This window comes from Amycolatopsis lurida (assembly GCF_900105055.1).
In the GTDB taxonomy this organism is placed as follows: domain Bacteria; phylum Actinomycetota; class Actinomycetes; order Mycobacteriales; family Pseudonocardiaceae; genus Amycolatopsis; species Amycolatopsis lurida.
This window is the reverse complement of sequence record NZ_FNTA01000004.1, coordinates 5,145,932-5,162,303: the sequence shown is the minus strand read 5'-3', so window position 1 is coordinate 5,162,303 and position 16,372 is coordinate 5,145,932. Positions and strand designations below refer to the sequence as shown.

Annotated in this window: 20 protein-coding genes; 11 read left to right on the top strand and 9 right to left on the bottom strand. The window is 66.8% G+C overall.

Annotated features, from left to right (window positions below):
* The first annotated feature begins 1 nt into the window (after position 1).
* A complete protein-coding gene (locus BLW75_RS29865) occupies positions 2–475 on the top strand; it encodes an NUDIX hydrolase (RefSeq protein ID WP_034305738.1) in 474 nt (157 codons plus the stop codon).
* On the opposite strand, the gene BLW75_RS29860 is transcribed toward BLW75_RS29865, so the two are convergent.
* The 3 genes from BLW75_RS29860 to BLW75_RS29850 form a co-directional block, all read right to left on the bottom strand.
* Positions 466–1,089 (bottom strand): HD domain-containing protein, encoded by a 624-nt coding sequence (locus tag BLW75_RS29860; protein WP_091598577.1) that lies wholly within the window; start codon positions 1,087–1,089, stop codon positions 466–468. The genes BLW75_RS29865 and BLW75_RS29860 overlap by 10 nt on opposite strands.
* 29 nt (positions 1,090–1,118) lie before the next feature.
* Positions 1,119–1,676 (bottom strand): RloB family protein, encoded by a 558-nt coding sequence (locus BLW75_RS29855; RefSeq protein ID WP_158005347.1) that lies wholly within the window; start codon positions 1,674–1,676, stop codon positions 1,119–1,121.
* Between the two features lie 73 nt (positions 1,677–1,749).
* Entirely contained in the window at positions 1,750–3,174 is a 1,425-nt protein-coding gene (locus BLW75_RS29850; RefSeq protein ID WP_091598570.1) for an AAA family ATPase, read from the bottom strand.
* Between the two features lie 918 nt (positions 3,175–4,092).
* Between BLW75_RS29850 and BLW75_RS29845 the strand changes: the two genes are divergently transcribed.
* The 3 genes from BLW75_RS29845 (at position 4,093) to mscL (ending at position 5,660) form a co-directional block, all read left to right on the top strand.
* Positions 4,093–4,404 carry an FmdB family zinc ribbon protein gene (locus BLW75_RS29845; protein ID WP_034305740.1) on the top strand — a complete coding sequence of 104 codons (312 nt, stop codon included), beginning with the start codon at positions 4,093–4,095 and terminating at the stop codon, positions 4,402–4,404.
* Positions 4,405–4,520: 116 nt separating this feature from the next.
* Positions 4,521–5,162 carry an SAF domain-containing protein gene (locus BLW75_RS29840; protein WP_034305742.1) on the top strand — a complete coding sequence of 214 codons (642 nt, stop codon included), beginning with the start codon at positions 4,521–4,523 and terminating at the stop codon, positions 5,160–5,162.
* Positions 5,163–5,255: 93 nt separating this feature from the next.
* Entirely contained in the window at positions 5,256–5,660 is a 405-nt protein-coding gene (mscL, locus tag BLW75_RS29835) for a large-conductance mechanosensitive channel protein MscL (protein WP_034306011.1), read from the top strand.
* Between the two features lie 6 nt (positions 5,661–5,666).
* Here mscL and BLW75_RS29830 read toward each other — a convergent pair whose 3' ends face one another.
* A complete protein-coding gene (locus tag BLW75_RS29830; RefSeq protein WP_198935651.1) occupies positions 5,667–5,840 on the bottom strand; it encodes a hypothetical protein in 174 nt (57 codons plus the stop codon).
* A gap of 55 nt (positions 5,841–5,895) precedes the next feature.
* On the opposite strand from BLW75_RS29830, the gene BLW75_RS29825 reads away from it, so the two are divergent.
* Positions 5,896–6,180 carry a hypothetical protein gene (locus BLW75_RS29825; protein WP_034306014.1) on the top strand — a complete coding sequence of 95 codons (285 nt, stop codon included), beginning with the start codon at positions 5,896–5,898 and terminating at the stop codon, positions 6,178–6,180.
* 19 nt (positions 6,181–6,199) lie between these two features.
* On the opposite strand, the gene BLW75_RS29820 is transcribed toward BLW75_RS29825, so the two are convergent.
* A complete protein-coding gene (locus BLW75_RS29820; RefSeq protein WP_005155592.1) occupies positions 6,200–6,700 on the bottom strand; it encodes a MogA/MoaB family molybdenum cofactor biosynthesis protein in 501 nt (166 codons plus the stop codon).
* 128 nt (positions 6,701–6,828) lie between these two features.
* Between BLW75_RS29820 and BLW75_RS29815 the strand changes: the two genes are divergently transcribed.
* Complete coding sequence (locus tag BLW75_RS29815) at positions 6,829–7,890, top strand: NAD-dependent epimerase/dehydratase family protein (protein ID WP_034305747.1); 1,062 nt, start codon at positions 6,829–6,831, stop codon at positions 7,888–7,890.
* 70 nt (positions 7,891–7,960) lie between these two features.
* Positions 7,961–8,764, top strand: a complete 804-nt coding sequence (locus BLW75_RS29810) for an MBL fold metallo-hydrolase (RefSeq protein ID WP_034305749.1) — start codon at positions 7,961–7,963, stop codon at positions 8,762–8,764.
* Position 8,765: 1 nt separating this feature from the next.
* Here BLW75_RS29810 and BLW75_RS29805 read toward each other — a convergent pair whose 3' ends face one another.
* The 4 genes from BLW75_RS29805 to BLW75_RS29790 form a co-directional block, all read right to left on the bottom strand.
* A complete protein-coding gene (locus BLW75_RS29805; protein ID WP_034305752.1) occupies positions 8,766–9,932 on the bottom strand; it encodes a serine hydrolase domain-containing protein in 1,167 nt (388 codons plus the stop codon).
* A 54-nt stretch (positions 9,933–9,986) separates the two neighbouring features.
* Complete coding sequence (locus BLW75_RS29800; protein ID WP_034305754.1) at positions 9,987–11,036, bottom strand: sensor histidine kinase; 1,050 nt, start codon at positions 11,034–11,036, stop codon at positions 9,987–9,989.
* Positions 11,033–11,731 carry a response regulator transcription factor gene (locus BLW75_RS29795; protein WP_034305757.1) on the bottom strand — a complete coding sequence of 233 codons (699 nt, stop codon included), beginning with the start codon at positions 11,729–11,731 and terminating at the stop codon, positions 11,033–11,035. The genes BLW75_RS29800 and BLW75_RS29795 overlap by 4 nt, the downstream gene beginning before the upstream one ends.
* 185 nt (positions 11,732–11,916) lie before the next feature.
* The gene (locus BLW75_RS29790) at positions 11,917–13,269 is read right to left on the bottom strand and encodes a hypothetical protein (RefSeq protein ID WP_034305761.1); all 1,353 of its coding nucleotides are present in this window, start codon (positions 13,267–13,269) and stop codon (positions 11,917–11,919) included.
* Positions 13,270–13,400: 131 nt separating this feature from the next.
* Between BLW75_RS29790 and BLW75_RS29785 the strand changes: the two genes are divergently transcribed.
* The 4 genes from BLW75_RS29785 to BLW75_RS29770 are packed head-to-tail and all read left to right on the top strand — an operon-like array spanning position 13,401 to position 16,367.
* Entirely contained in the window at positions 13,401–14,057 is a 657-nt protein-coding gene (locus BLW75_RS29785; protein WP_034305763.1) for a glycosyltransferase family 2 protein, read from the top strand.
* Positions 14,054–14,698, top strand: coding sequence for a TIGR04282 family arsenosugar biosynthesis glycosyltransferase (locus tag BLW75_RS29780; protein ID WP_034305765.1), 645 nt, complete (start codon positions 14,054–14,056; stop codon positions 14,696–14,698). The genes BLW75_RS29785 and BLW75_RS29780 overlap by 4 nt, the downstream gene beginning before the upstream one ends.
* On the top strand, positions 14,695–15,303 hold the full coding sequence (locus BLW75_RS29775; RefSeq protein ID WP_034305767.1) for a class I SAM-dependent methyltransferase: 609 nt from the start codon (positions 14,695–14,697) through the stop codon (positions 15,301–15,303). The genes BLW75_RS29780 and BLW75_RS29775 overlap by 4 nt, the downstream gene beginning before the upstream one ends.
* The gene (locus tag BLW75_RS29770) at positions 15,300–16,367 is read left to right on the top strand and encodes a molybdopterin-dependent oxidoreductase (protein WP_034305770.1); all 1,068 of its coding nucleotides are present in this window, start codon (positions 15,300–15,302) and stop codon (positions 16,365–16,367) included. The genes BLW75_RS29775 and BLW75_RS29770 overlap by 4 nt, the downstream gene beginning before the upstream one ends.
* Positions 16,368–16,372 lie beyond the last annotated feature (5 nt).

The following is a 16,372-nucleotide window of genomic DNA, read 5'->3' as shown; positions in this document are numbered from 1 at the left end:
TATGGCACGCCGAGACCACTACCACGAACCGAACGCGCCAAAGGCGAACTCACTAAGGGTCGCCGTCAGCGCGTTTGTCCTGGACAAGGCTGGCCGCCGGCTGCTGATGATCCGGCGCACCGACAACGACCGGTACGCCATCCCCGGTGGCGGGCAGGAGTTCGGCGAGTCGGTGACCCAGGCAGTGGTCCGTGAAGTCCAGGAAGAGACCGGCCTGGTCGTCGAGGTCACCGGCTTCATCGGGATCTTCTCCGACCCCGGCTACGTCATCGAGTACGACGACGGCGAGGTCCGTCAGGAGTTCTCGCTCTGCTTCCGCGCTCGGCCGGTCTCCGGCGAGCTGCGCACGAGCAGCGAGAGCAAAGAGGTTCTGTGGGTCGAACCAGCTGAGCTGGACGACCTCAACATTCACCCCGCCATCCAGCTCAGGATCGCCCGCGGCTTCGAGGGTCTTGACCAGCCGTTCTACACATAGTCGACACCTGCCTCCCACAACCGATCTTCCGTCCGATTGATCGCACCTTCTAACTCCTGTCGCGCCAGTTGGACACACCTCGACACGACCTCATCCGGTCCATAGCGCTGCCGGATCTCGATCACACGCTCCTCGAAGCTGACCACGTCTCCATCTGGCGAAGTGGTCATGTCAGCCCACCAAAGTGCGTCTCTTAGCGCCGTCCGCTCGTCAGCCCAATCAGCCAGCTCATCGCCCAACCCGCGTAAGCCTGCTTCGAGATAGGCCGCTGAGTGGTGTGCCACTAACGCACACAGCCGCTGCGGAGCTTCAACCGACCTCAAGTATCGCGCACCGTCTAGCGAGTGCAGCCCTGTATCCACCAGCTCCGGCGCGTATCCAATGTCATGTACCAGCCCAGCCGCAGCGAGCAAGTCCGCGTCTGTCGGGGCGAACAATCGACCTGCCGCTCGCACCCGCCGACAAACCCCCTGGACATGCGCCCACCGGCGCGGCAACCTCTGACTGAGACGTCTAGCCGCTAACTCACCGGCCCATGTTGTTAGCTCCACTCGTTTACGGTATCGACCGCAGCAAGACCCTCTCAAGTAAGCCCATCGGTATTCCGGACGCATCTAGTAACGAACTACAAGTAGTCAGCGAGCTACCGACGCTGCTTGAAGTTGAAGGACTTTGCTCTTTTCACAGCGTCCACGACAAGCCATGCGGCCGAACCAGGGTTTTGACTAATCGAGCCTTCGGTATTTTTCTGCCGAGCTACCGCACGCTTCTTCGCTTCATCACAATTAGCATACGGGAAGTTCCCCGGAAGATCCTTATCGTATTCTGGTATCCAACGCTTTAGTTTCCGCTGCACCGCCTTCGTCGTGATATGCGCATTATGATCTTCATAGTGCCAAAGTGCCCAAATTTCAAAACAGGGGTTTGAAACCACGACGCCGATACGATTTTGCTTTGCTAACAGCAAAGCATCTTCAAGGTTTTTGTGCTCGTCGACATCGACTACGCACCAGACCTGACTATACTTCTCATCCACATTCTTAGCAGCTTTGTCACGCTTTTCAATAGCGCGCTTCACTACACTAACAGGATCCTTTCCCATCCCCTCAATATCACAAGTTGCAACATTCACGGAGCTTGCACGAAAGAAGGCCGCAATCCTGCTAAAGTACTGATGCTCAGTCTTCTTGCCTTCGCACACAATAAGTATGCGAGGTTTGCGATTACGAAATCCGCTTCTTCTTGAGAGGTCATCGCCACGCTTTCCCGGACTTCTACGACTCGACACGCGCACCTCCGCGGTGACCAGCCTTCATATAGTCATCGCGGTCGGGCCATGCTATGCGTGATAGAACCTTTTTGATCTGATGCACATCAATAATTGGTAAGGCGCCATATCGACCCTGCATATAACCTCGCTCTATATTTTCAGCCTTCCGTGGCTTAAATTCGACTAGCGAATAGAGCGAGGTTGCACCGTAGTGATCCTTTTCAGTAAACCATACCTCGTCACGAGAGAGGAGGTTATCGTCAACAAGGCCACCCAAGAAGGTTACATCATGAGTAGTGAATATTAACTGAGCGCCATACCTGTTGAACTCTTCATCTTTAAAGATGTGAATCAGCGTGGCACTCAATCTAGGATGAAGACTTGCGTCAATCTCATCAACAATCAAAGCCTCTCCGTATCGCAGCGCGAATAGAATGCGCCCAGCAAGCGAAAGCCACGACCTAGTCCCCGCACTTTCCTGCGAAAGTGGCACAGAAAATCTAGACTCTGGATCTTCGGCCGAATGAAGTAGCTCAATTTTCATTCGACTCGTTCGTATCCTGCCACCCGATACGCTTACAAATTTCTTCAGCGCCTCGACTGCCCCCTTAGGAGTCTGAGCGAAGTCACCGAAATCAAGTTCGATAGTCGAGAAGGGCTCATCAGATTCACCATCTTCAGGGTGAGGCAGATCTGCAAAATTTGCATCCGGAACTAGTTCGATTCCGACTAGGCCAAGATCTGCAAGCCGCAGCATGTCGCCGACATCACGAGCAAATTCTGGGTCAGCGAGCTTATCCCTAAGCCAATGCAGCCTCGAAGTCTCCTGATTATGCGTACTGTCCGCATACACTATTGACCTTGTAAGGTAATCAAATACCGGAGTCAGAACCTCATGCGCCGTCGTGGCTGCCACAGATAGGAAAAGTGCGTTTGGCCTTGTCAGGCGGGCGGTTGTAGAATTCTCACCCCTTAAACTGCGACCAAATCGAAAATGGTTTCCCTCAGACCGCTCAAAGAGCGCACGCTTCTTGCCGTACGGGTACGAGAAGAGCCACTCGGACAGAATTTTATGCGAGTCAAGCTCGAAGCCATAGTTATATCTAACATCATCAATAAGAAAGTCAACTTCAAATAGGCTCGGCTGTTTGCGCGAGTGAATATTGAGCAAAAAAGGTTGGCGCGGAATCTCGTTAGACGGATCCCATGATCGATAAGAGTCCCTAAGCGCAACGATCATATAGTACATCGCGCTTATTACACTCGACTTACCCGAAGCGTTTGGCCCATATATTGCCGCTACTCGCACGGCAGGAGGAACAACCTTGTCTGCCGACCCCTCAGCGCCTTGACGCGGCACTGCCACGAGCGAGAGCTCTTGCTCGTCCCTGATCGATCGATGGTTGGCCACCCGAAAGCGGAGCAACATCTCTTACACCCCTGTCAGTAGCCCTTAGCATGCAGTCACAAGCTAGGATAGGTACAAAACTTGCCGTAAACCACCTTTAAACTGCATGATGACTGTCGGATGCAGCACCGTCGACACCCAGGTCACCTTGCCCACAAGCACTTGATGTGCAGGTAGAGCGACACAGGCGGCAGTGTCGTCCCGTTCGGACTGCAACACCTTACTAAGAACTGTGACCACACCGTAATGGCCGCGTGACAGATTCGCGTCTTTCTCCGGACATTCGGGACACTGTAGAACGCTCTCGTAGCCTTGCCGAATTTGGCTCTATGGGATCAAGGCGCCGCCGTTGGCGGCGCGCGGGTCACCGCCCGTCCGGCGGGCTACGCCCAGGAGGCGACGCCGGCCTCCCGCTCCGCTCCGGCAGGCGCCGCCGGGCGAGCCCGCCGCAGGGCAGCACCCGCAGCGCGCCGCCAACGACGACGGAGACCCAGGAGCCACACGACCAGATCACCCGACCCACCCAGCCGACGCGCAGTGGTCACCAGGTGGTCCCTCGCTTCTCAGCGTCTAACACCGGCCCGCCCGCATCAAGGCGGGAAAGCGTGCCTTGACACGACCGACCCGGCGCTAGAGATGGCGGGGGCGAGGGAAGCGGAGCAAACAGGCACACGGGGCAGCCGGAGAGGCCGCCAGAGTGAGCACGGAGCAGGAAGGCGAGGCCGTCAGGCAGCACGCTCGGAGACCGCCCAGCTCATGACGGCTCGTACCCTGGACCAGAGCCGATCTCGGTCCGGCACGGAACAGGTACGGAACAGAGGGCGTGACCAGGTCCTCATGTGACCTTGGGAAACCTTGTTTGACCTGCGGCGGAATGCCCCGGTACCGTTAGGCGTTAGCACTCTTGTCGGCTGAGTGCCAATGCACGAAGGAGCAGCAGTGCCCACCTACCAATACGCCTGCAAGGAATGCGACCACGCTTTCGAGGCCGTGCAGTCGTTCTCCGACGCGAGCTTGACCGTGTGCCCGCAGTGCTCGGGCCCGCTTCGCAAGGTCTTCAGCTCGGTCGGCGTGGTCTTCAAGGGCAGCGGTTTCTACCGCAACGATTCGCGCGACTCGAAGGCCAACACGACCTCGGCCCCGGCCAAGACCGAGACCAAGTCGGAGTCGAAGACCGAGTCCAAGTCGGAGACCAAGAGCGCCGCATCCTCGTCCACGGGTACGACGAAAACGGCCGCCGCCGCTTCCTGACGTCCCGAGTTGTCCACAGGCCCCCGGTTATCCACAGCCGGGGGTTTTCGTTCTTTCCAAGGCAGCGCGCCCGCCCCTAACGTCGAGATCATCACCGATCGACGAGGGGGAATCCCGTGCTCCATCATCTGCCCGTCCCGCGAAGACTCCAGGGCAGGCCCGCCCGGCTGCTCCGCCGCTGGCTGGCCCTGTCCCTGCTGCTCAGCGGCCTGATCACGCTGTTCCTGCCCGCGTCCGCCCGCGGCACGCCCGGCACCGCGACCGTCGTCTCCGCCCGCGACCTCCCGGCAGGCTCAGTGCTCCGCGCCGAGGACGTCAGCCTCGTCGACCTCCCGGACGACGTCCGTCCACAGGGCGCCACCGGCCTGCCGTCCTCGGTGGAGGGACGGATGCTCGTCGGTGCGGCGCGGGCGGGTGAACCATTGACGGACGTCCGTCTGCTGGACGCGGGCATCCCCGGATCGGGTGATCCCGAGAGTTCGACTGTCCCGGTGAGGCTCGCCGACGCCGGTGTCGCGGAGCTGCTCAGGCCGGGGCGTCGGGTCGACGTCGTCGCGGCCACCGAAGCGGGGCACGAGGCGTCTGTGCTGGCCAGCGCGGCCGTCGTGGCGGCGGTCGGCGATCAGGGCACTCGTGATCCGAAGGCCTCCGGTGCCGGGAGCAAGGGACCTTTGGTGCTGCTTTCCCTGCCGTCCGCGATCGCGACACGGGTCGCGGCCACCTCGCTGGAACGGTCCATAACGGTTACCCTCCGCTAGCTCGCGCCTGCCCTGTGGCGGCGGGCGCCTGCGTCCCCCCGGTACGGAAAAGGGACGGTCGGCGAACCGTCCCAGGTGAAAGAGGAGAGCGTCTTGATCAAGGGCTTCAAGGACTTCCTGATGCGCGGGAACGTCGTCGACCTGGCGGTCGCGGTGGTCATCGGCGCCGCGTTCACGGCGATCGTCACGGCCTTCACGAACGGCCTGATCAAACCGCTGATCAACGCCATCGGCGGTTCGGACGCCGCCAAGGGGCTGGGCTTCAACATCCTCAGTGCGAACGACTCGACGTTCATGGATTTCGGCGGCGTGATCAACGCGGCGATCAACTTCGTCATCGTGGCGGCCGTCGTCTACTTCGTGATCGTGCTGCCGGTCAAGCACGTCCAGGAGCGGCGCAAGCGCGGTGAAGAGGCGGGCCCCGCGGAGCCGACCGACGTCGAACTGCTCACCGAGATCCGCGACCTGCTGCGCGCGCAGCAGAACCGCGCGAGCTGATCCGGATCACCGGTCGTGGTGAGGCGGCCGGTTCTCCAGGAACCACGAGTCGGAGTCCGGGGAGCGCTGCCCCGGCTCTCGCTCGTCGGAGGTCGTGTCCGGCAGGACGTCGCCGAAGATCTCGTCGGCCCGCCGTTTCTCCGCCGCGGAGGAACGCTTGTCCTCGTCTTCACCTGGCATGACACCCATTTTCGCACCGGTCGCGGGGGCCGCCCGCCGGTGGGACCATCAGCGCATGAGCATCGTCGACAAAGCGAAAGGGCTGGCCGCGCAGGCCATCCACAAAGCGGAAGAGGTCGCGGGCGAGGTCCGCGAGAAGGCCGGGCCGCTGGCCGAGAAGGCGGGCGACGTCGCGGCCAAGGGTGTCTCGGCGGCGTCGGCCGGGGCGAACAAGGTCACCGGCGGCCGGTTCGAGCACAAGATCGGCCAGGTCACCGAAAAGGTGGAAGGGGTGCTGCACCAGGACAAAAAGGGCGAGCCCGGGACCGAACCCGGACCCGCCCCGAAGAACCAGGCCTGAAGGCCAGGCCCTCTGAAAACTAGGCCTCTTCGAGCCCGGACAGCTCGTCGATCACGTACGGCACCAGCGACGAGAGCGTCGCCATGCCGTCGCGGACCGCCGCGCGGGAACCCGCGAGGTTGACCACCAGCGTGCTGCCGGAGACGCCGACGAGCCCGCGGGAGATGCCCGCGTCCACCGCGCCGGCGGCCAGGCCGGACGCGCGCAGCGCTTCGCCGATGCCCGGGATCGGGCGGTCGAGCACACCGGCCGTCGCGTCGGGGGTGCGGTCGCGCGGGGAGACCCCGGTGCCGCCGACGGTGATCACCAGGTCGGCACCGCCGATCACCGCGGTGTTGAGCGCGTTGCGGATCGCGGCCGTCTCGGCCTCGACCACGACGACGCCGTCGACGATGAACCCGGCCTCTTCGAGCAGCTCCGTGACCAGCGGTCCCGTGTTGTCCTCGTGTTCGCCGTGGGCGACCCGATCGTCCACGATGACCACCAGTGCGCGGCCCAGCCGTTGTGCGCTCCGTTCCATAGGCACACCGTATCCGGTTTCCGTCGATCTTCGCTCCCGCGGTGCCGAGGGCCACGACTTGTGACGATTCCCTGACATGAGCCCGCGATCCGGCGCCGCCGCCGTCGATCGCCCTTAGCTTCGGAACGGTGCGAACACTGGTAACCGGCGGGGCCGGGTTCATCGGCTCCCACATCGCCGACCTGCTGTCCGACCGAGGCGACAAGGTGGTGGTCCTCGACAACCTCCTGAGCACCGCGCACGGTTCGTCGCGACCGCCCGGGTACACCGGCCGCCACCGGTTCCTGCGTGGCGACGTCACCGACACGGAGCTGGTCGCCGAGCTGCTGGACGGCGTCGACGCGGTCTGTCACCAGGCGGCCGTCGTCGGACACGGCGTCGATCCGTCCGACGCGCCGTCGTACGCGTTGAACAACGACTACGGGACCGCGGTCCTGCTCGCCGCGATGCACCGGGCCGGAGTCCGGAAGCTGGTGCTCGCCTCGTCGATGGTCGTCTACGGCGAAGGCCGCTACGCATGTCCCATCCACGGGATCGTGCCGCCGTCGCCGCGGAAACAGTCCGATGTGGACGCCGGCTGCTTCGAGCCCGCGTGCGCGGCCTGCGGCGCCGAACTCGACTGGCGGCTGGTCCCCGAGGACGCGCCGCTGCGGCCGCGAAGCACCTACGCGGCCACGAAGCTCGCGCAGGAACATCTGGCGGCGGCATGGGCTCGGCAAACCGGCGGAACGGTCTGGGCTTTGCGCTACCACAACGTCTACGGGCCGCGGATGCCGCAGAACACCCCGTACGCGGGCGTCGCGTCGTTGTTCCGGTCCTCGCTTTTGCGCGGTGAGGCGCCGATCGTGCTGGAGGACGGGAAACAGCAGCGCGACTTCGTGCACGTCCACGACGTGGCGAGGGCGAACATCCTGGCGCTGCGCACTGACGGGCCCGAAGGTGACCTGACCCCGCTGAACATCTGTTCCGGGCGACCCCACTCCGTCGGCGAACTCGCCGAGGAACTCGCGAAGGCCTGCGGCGGACCGGCTCCGAAGATCGCCGGGGGTGCCCGGCCGGCGGACGTCCGGCATGTCGTCGCCGACCCGGCCCGCGCCCGGCGGCTGCTCGGCTTCACCGCGCGAACCGGGTTCGCCGAGGGCATCGCCGGATTCGCCACCGCTGAGCTGCGGGAACCGGTCGGTCTCTGAAACCGGGAACAGACCGGGCCCCCGACGAGTTGTCGTTCCCGGCAGCGGAATCGACTTTTTGGGGGTTTTGGTGGGCATCACCGTCGGAGACATCGAGATCGAAGCGATCGGGGACGGTCTGATCAGGCTGCCGCTCGCGTTCTTCCCGGGTCTCGACCCCGAAGCCCACCCGGACGTCTTCGACGAGGACGGTACCGTGCACGTCCCCACCGGCGCGTACCTGATCCGCGGCCACGGCCGCACCATCCTCGTCGACACCGGCCTCGGCCCGCGCGAATTCGCCTTCCCGCCGGGGATGACGCCCGCCAAGGGCGACCCCACCCCGCCGATGGGGGCGGGCGGCGACCTCGCCGCCGCGCTGGACAAGGCGGGCTGCCCGGTCGACGAGATCGACACCGTCTTCCTCACACACCTGCACAACGACCACATCGGCTGGATCGCCCCCGAAGGCGACCTGACCTTCCCCAGTGCTCAGGTCGTCTTCGGCCAACTCGACTGGGACGCCTTGATCGCGCCGGCCGGGACGGGCGAATGGAGCCGTGTCGGCATGGAGGCCGCCCGCGGCGCGGGACTGACCGAGGCGATCAGCGGCGACGTCGTCGAGATCGCGCCCGGGATCGTGGCGCGGCACGCCCCCGGTCACACGCCCGGCCACTACGTCCTCGACATCACCGCGGACGACGAGCGCCTGCTGCTGCTCGGCGACGTCTTGCACACGCCCGCGCAGCTGACGGACACGCGAGTGGGCTTCCTCGGCGACGTCGACCCGGAACTCGCGCTCCGCACCCGGCAGCGGTTCCTCGCGGAAGCGGAAGAGACCGGCGCGATCATCGCGCCGGCCCACTTCCCGGACATGGGATTCCTGCGGCTCTGAGCTACTTGCCGCAGAGCACCTTGTCGGTGAGCAGCTGATCCGCCTTGTAGTAGGCCTGCCCCAGATCGGCCGCGGAGTCCCCGTAGGTCATGGACAGCTCGTAGGTCCTGCTGCCATCCGGGGTACTGGCCATCAGCGTCCCGTAGCCGTGGAATCCGCCCATGCCCTTCAGGACGGTGCCGCAGCTCGCTTCCTGGACGTACAGGCCAAGTCCGTAGCCGCCCTTCGGATGCGGTTTGCGCATCTCGGCGAGCAGCGGGGCGGGCAGGAGCTTTCCGCCCAGCAGCGCGGAGAAGAACATGTGGAGGTCCTTGGTGGTCGAGATCAGTTCACCGGCGCTCGACGCCCAGGACGGGTTCTGGTTCGTGATGTCGACCGTCTTCCACTGCCCGGGCTTCTCTTCGTAGCGGTAGTAGCCATGCGCGTGCGGCCCGGGGATACCCGGCCACGTGCCCGGTACGAGGGTGTCCCGCAGTCCGAGCGGCCGCAGGATCCGCCGCTGGAGCTCGTCGCCGTAGGGGCGGTCTGCGACCTTCTCGATCACCAGTCCGGCCAGGACGTAGTTGATGTTCGTGTAGGTCCAGTCCGTTCCCGGCTCGAACAGCGGCGGCTTGGACAGCCCGAACCGCACCAGCTCCTCCGGCCGGTACGTGTGGTAGCGATTGTCCAGGAATTCCTTACCCATCAAGGGGATTCCCGGCACCACGGTGCCGTCCGGCCGGATCGCGCCGGTGTAGTCCACCAGACCGCTGGTGTGCTGCAACAGCATCCGCACGGTGATCCGCCGGTCGAGGCCGAACTCGGGCAGATACCCGGCCACCGGCGCGTCCAGGCCGACCTTGCCCTCCCCCACCAGCTGCAGCACGACGGTGGACACGAAGGTCTTGGTGTTGCTGCCGATCCTGAACCGCCCGTTCGTCGGCGGCTTGGCGGCCGAGCCCAGCTCGCGCACCCCCGCGCTGCCGGTCCAGTCACCCCGCGCGTCGTGCACCCGCAGCTGCGCCCCGGCGAAACCGGAGCCGGCGATCTCCTCGACCATCGCCCGCAGATCCGGGCGGTCCCGTCCGCTGTCCGCGGCGGCCACGCCGGGCATGACCCCGGCCAGCAGCGCGGCCGCCACCGCGGTGATCCCCGCCCGCCGGAAGAATGTGCTCGCTGAAGTCGTCATGGCGGCAACGATCGCGGCCCGCGCTGACACCGCGGTGACACGCCGCTGACACGGTCAGGGCATGGCGAGCGGAAGCCGGACCTCGAACCGGCAGCCGGGCCCGTCGTTCCGGACGCCGATGCGGCCGCGATGGGCTTCGACAAGGCCTTTCGCGATCGCCAGCCCCAGCCCGCCGCCGCTCGCCAGCCCGCCGCGCTCGGGGGTGCGCGCCGTCGTCCCGCGGAACGCGACGTCGAAGACCCGCCCGATCTCGTCGTCGGGGATCCCGCCGCAGCCGTCGGAGACCGCGAGCAGCGCCTCGCCTCCGTCGATGCCGATCTGGACCGCGACCGTCCCGTCCGGCGGTGTGTGCCGCACGGCGTTGGACACCAGGTTGCGCACGATCCGCGCCAGTTCCGGGTCGCTGCCCGAGACGACCGGCCACACTTCGGCGTATTCGATCATCCGCACGCGTTTCTGCTCGGCGAGCGGCGCTTGCGCGGCGACGGCGTCGCTCACGACATCGCGCAGCGGCACGGCGGCCATGGTCAGCTGGAGCGCGCCCGCGGTGATCCGCGAGAGCTCGAACAGGTCGCCGACCATGCCGGACAGTCGCGTGGTCTCGCCGCTGATCCGCCGCGCGTAGCCGGTGACCTCGATCGGGTCGGCGACGACGCCGTCCGCGACGGCCTCGGCCATCGCCTGGATCCCGGCCAGCGGGCTTCGCAGGTCGTGGCTGATCCACGCGACCAGTTCGCGTCGCGACGCCTCGGCCGCGCGCTCCCGTTCCCGCGCCTCCCGTTCCCACACGCTGCGGCGCGCGATCGCGCGGCCGAACACGAGCGCCGTCGGCACGATCACCAGCGCGACCAGCACACAGACCAGCGTCATCGTGGTCAGCGCGGGGGTGAACATGAACCCGCTGATCCCGAGCACGGCGATCAGCGTCGCGAGCACCGGGATCAGCACGAGGATCGTCATCGTGCTGGCCAGCGAACCGCGCCGGAGCAGGTACAGCGCCAAACCGCCGAGCAGCATCACCGGCAACGCGAACATCAGCGCGAACGGCAGGATATGCCAGGCGTGCGCCAGCATCTCGCCGAACGACTCACCGGAGCCGATCATCGCCGCACCGGGTCATACCGGTAGCCCACGCCCCACACGGTGGCGACGCGGACGGGTTTCGCCGGATTCTTCTCGATCTTCTCCCGCAACCGTCTCACGTGGACGGTCACCGTGGACTGGTCGCCGAAGTCCCAGCCCCAGACCTTCTCCAGCAGGTCGGCGCGGGAGAACGCCACCCCGGGATGGGTGAGGAAGAACGCGAGCAGATCGAATTCCCGGCTGGTCAGGGGAAGTTCCACGCCACCGAGGGCCGCCTGCCGCGCGGACATCTGCAACGCGAGGTCGCCGTCGGTGATCACGCGCGCCGCCGGTTCGGGCCGCGGCATCCGTGCCCGCCGCAGGACCGACGCCACGCGCAACGCGAGTTCCTTGGGGCTGAACGGTTTCGTGACATAGTCGTCGGCGCCGAGCTGGAGCCCGGCGATCCGGTTCTCCTCCTCGCCGAGCGCGGTCAGCATCACGACCGGCACCTGGCTCACCTGCCGCAGGCGGCGGCACACCTCGAGCCCGTTGAGCCCCGGCATCATGACGTCGAGGACCACGAGATCCGGCCCGGTCGCCGAGAACAGCCGGAGCCCCTCGGTGCCGTCACCGGCGACGTCGACTTCGAAGCCCGCGACCTCCAGGTACCTCCGGACGACGTCCCGCACGGTCTCGTCGTCGTCGACGACGAGCACCCGCCCTTGCTCTGTCATGCAGCCACCTCATCGTCTGTCAGTGAACCCGCGGCCGCGATCGACGTCGGCAGGACGCTGCCTGGTCGAGCAACTCACGTCGGACCGCGAGGGCGCCCTGCCACCGCGATAGCGGGGCCTTCGGCCGGGCGGGTTCACGCGTATTGTCACCTTTCCGAATTCGTCGCGGCTCCGCCAACAGGAACTCACCAGCTCGTCAGCACCAGATGGTTCACCATCAGCGCCGTGGCCGCCGACGCGGCGAGCCACCACCGCCGCCCCTTCGACGGCAGCAGCGCCACCGCGGGCAGCAGCCACACCTCGAACGGTAGCCAGATGCGTTCGACCTCCGCCTTCGACAGGCCGGACAGGTCGGCGAAGGCGATCGTCAGCACCGCGGCCAGTACGATCAGCGTGACTGGCTCGCCGAACGACCGTTTCGGCTCGGCGAGGAACTCCGCGCCGGCTCGCCGCGTCCCGGCGATCACGGCCGGGCCGAGCGCGATCAGCACCGCCGCGATATCCGCCCACACCCAGTAGGAGTACGGGCGCAGGGTCGCGATGCCCTGGTAGTAGCGCTCGACCACCAGGTGATAGCCGTCCAGCCACCAGAACCCGGCCAGCGCGAACGACGCGACGACCACGGCCACCCCCACCGTGGCCGTCAAGAGGATCCGCCACTCGCGGGTCAAAACGACGACGGCGAGCACGATCACGCCGAGCAGCACGAGACCGTAGGAGAGGAAGAGCCCGAACCCGAGCAGCAGGCCACCGGGGAGCGCGAGGATCCGCCGTCGCGTGGCGAGCGCGAGCAGCGCGATCCCGGTCGCCGTGACACCGGCGAAGAGACCGTCGGCGGACACCCCGATCCAGATCGCGCCCGGGGTCAGGACCGCGAACGGCAGGACCGTCCTCGCGGCGTCCTGCCTGCCCAGCGCGGAGAGCGTCACCGGCACCGCGACCACCGCGAGACAGCCGACCAGCACCACGACCGTCGAGGCCCACGCGCCGCCCTGCAGACCGAGCCGGTCGAGCCAGACGAAGACCAGCGTCGCTCCCGGTGGATGCCCGGAAACGTGCGTCGTCCACGAGTCCGGCTGGAAATCCAGGATGCGCGAGGAGAACTCGCCCAGCATCTTCGGGATGTCGGTGATCCCCGGGACCTCGTGCAGGTACTCGTGTTCCGTGGCGAGCCTGCCGGTGAATCCGCGCGTCCACCCGTCGATCATCGCCAGCGAGAACGTCCACGCCAGCGCGGTCACGTAGCCGAGCGCGAGCAGCGGACGCCAGCTCAGCCGGGCGGCGAGCAAGGGACCTTTGGTGACGACCAGGAGCGCGAGCACGACCGCGGCCACCGATCCCGGACCCACATGCGGCAGCCACAACCCGAACAGCGGTGGCGCGAAGGCGTAGATCACCACGCCGGAACCGGGCCGGTTGTAGTGGAGGCCGACCGCGATCGCGGCGGCGACCACGAGCATCGCCAGCCCCACGGCGATCAGATCGGCCCGGCGGCCGGTGCGGGAAGGGGCGGTGACAGTGGACATCACCGGCACCATAACCGCGTTTCCGCTGCCCGGCGGCCTGGCGGCACGGTCCGTCAGAACTCGGTAAGAACTGCCCCGACGTCAGAATTCGGTAAGCAGCGCAAGGGTTTTCGTCCGTCCACCCCGGACTTAACGTGCGTTGCGTGAACGATGACCAGGTTGACGTCGTGCTCCCCTGTCTCGACGAGGCCGGCGCCCTCCCCGGGGTGCTGGCGGCCCTGCCCGAGCGGTATCGGGCGATCGTGGTCGACAACGGCTCCACGGACGGGTCCGCCGAAATCGCGGCCGGGCTCGGGGCGAAGGTCGTCCACGAACCCCGGCGCGGCTACGGCGCCGCGGTGCACACGGGGCTGGAGGCGGCCACGGCGGACGTCGTCTGCTTCGCCGACGCCGACGGTTCCCTCGACCTCGCCGAACTGCCGATGCTGGTCGGCGGCCTCGCCGACGCCGATCTGACGGTCGGGCGGCGGATGCCGACCGGTCCCGGCGTCTGGCCGTGGCACGCGAGAGCCGGCAACGCCGTGATCTCGTCGCTCTTGCGGTACAAGGGATTGCCGGTCCGCGACATCGCACCGCTGCGAGCCGTCCGGCGGCGGGCGCTGCTCGATCTCGACGTCACCGATCGCGCCTTCGGCTACCCGCTCGAACTGCTGATCAAGGCGAGGCGGGCGGGCTGGCGGGTCACCGAGTTCGACGTGTCCTACGGCGAACGCGCCAAAGGCACCAAGTCGAAGGTCTCCGGCTCGCTGCGGGGAACGCTCCGCGCGGCGCGGGATTTTGGGCGGGTACTGAGCCGATGACCTTCTGCCTGCTGATCGTCGCCAAGGCGCCCGTGCCCGGTTTCGCGAAGACGCGCCTGTGCCCACCCGCGACGCCGGAGCAGGCCGCCGAGATCGCGGCGGCGTCCCTGCTCGACACCCTCGAAGCCGCCCTCCTGACCCCGAAGGCACGCGTGGTCGTCGCCATGACCGGCGAACTCGGCAGGGCCACCCGCGGCGCGGAAATCGCTTCAGTGCTCCGAAAAACGGCGGTGATCTCCCAGCGCGGGGAAGGGTTCGACACGCGGCTCGTCAACGCCCACGCCGACGCGCCCCGTCCGGGGGAACCGGTGCTGCAGATCGGGATGGACACCCCGCAAGTCACCCCGGCGCTCCTGGCCGACGCCGCCGACCGGCCCGAAGACTCCGTCCTCGGGCTTGCCGAGGACGGCGGCTGGTGGGCGCTGGGCCTCAAGGATCCGTTGCACGCCAAGGTTCTCGCCGGGGTTCCGATGTCGCGGGACGACACCGGAAGGCAGACCCTGCGCGCACTGGCCGACATCGGACTACATCCCGGCATCCTGCCCAAACTGTCCGATGTGGACACTGTCCCGGACGCGCACCGGGTCGCCGCGGCGGCTCCGCACGGCCGGTTCGCCCGAGTGGTGGCCGAAGTCCGGTGACCGCCTTCGACCGCGGCCTGCTCGGCCACCGCTGCTGGCTGGAACTGGCGACCGGGGAACGCGTCGACCTGCCGGTCGACCGCTGGACCGCCATCCCCTGCGAAGGCGACGACGTCCTCCTCGCCGCCTGTGACGGCCCGACCCTCGACGTCGGCTGCGGGCCCGGCAGGCTGACCGCCGCGCTGACCGAACGCGGCGTCGCCTCGCTCGGCGTCGACATTTCGGCCACCGCCGTGCGGCTCACCCAAGCCCGTGGCGCCGCCGCGCTCCACCGGGACGTGTTCGACCGGCTCCCCGGCGAAGGGCGCTGGCGGCATGCCCTGCTCGCCGACGGGAACATCGGCATCGGCGGCGATCCGCACCGTCTCCTCGCCCGGATGGCGGAACTGATCACCGACGGCGGGACGGTGCTCGTCGAACTCGACCCGCCGGGCCGCGGACTCCGCCAGGACCGGGTCCGGTTGCGTCCCGACGACGGCGCCTGGTTCACCTGGGCTTGGGTCGGCGTCGAGGCGATCGCGGACCTCGCCGCCCGCACCGCCTTCCGCGTCGCGTGGTCCACCAGCCACGGCCACCGCTGGTTCGCCTGCCTGGAGAAAGCATGAACACCCCTTCGGAGCGGGTGACGTCGCGGATCGGGCTCGCGCTCGCCGTCACGTTCACGCTGTGCTTCGTCACCGGACTGATCAGTCATCTCATCCAGCATCCGCCGTCGTGGTTCGGCTGGCCGAGCCGCCCGGTCTGGTTGTACCGGGTCACACAGGGCACGCACGTGATCTCCGGTATCGCGTCGATTCCCTTGCTGCTGGCCAAACTGTGGAGTGTCTACCCGAAACTGTTCGAGCGTCCGGTGATCCGTTCCCTGCCGCACGCGCTCGAACGCCTGTCGATCCTGTTGCTGTCCGCGGCCGCCTTCTTCGAACTCGTCACCGGCCTGTTCAACGTCGCGCAGAACTATCCGTGGACGTTCTATTTCCCGCAGGTGCACTACGCGGTCGCGTGGGTGGCGATCGGTTCGATCCTGGTGCACGTCGCGGTGAAACTCCCCATCGTCCGCCGCTCGCTCACTCGGAGGCCGGACCCCTCACGGCGCGCCTTCCTCCGCACGACCTGGCTGGCCGCGGGCGTCGGCGTCGTGGCGACGGCCGGGGCCACGGTTCCTTCGCTGCGCGGAGTTTCCGGCCTTTCGTGGCGCAGTGACAAGGGGCCGCAAGGCCTGCCGGTGAACCGGACCGCCGCGGCGGCGGGCGTCCTGGGCGCGGTGAACGACCCCGGCTGGCGGCTTTCGGTGGTGACCCCGAATGGCACGAAGGTCTATTCGCTGGAAGAACTCCGTGCCCTCCCGCGAACTTCGGCCGAGCTGCCGATCGCGTGCGTCGAAGGATGGAGCGAATCCGCGCGCTGGAGCGGCGTCTCCCTACCGGAGTTGTTGCGGCACGCCGGAAGCACCCCGGGCGCTCCGGTCCGCGTGTTCTCGCTGGAGAAGGCCGGGCTTTACGGCATCAGCGATCTCCCCGGCGAGCACACCGCGGACGACCTCACCCTGCTGGCGCTGGAACTCAACGGTGAAGTGCTCGACGCCGACCACGGCTTCCCGTGCCGCATCATCGCCCCGAACCGGCCCGGCGTCCTGCAGACGAAATGGGTCACCCGCTTGGAGACGCTGTGAAGACG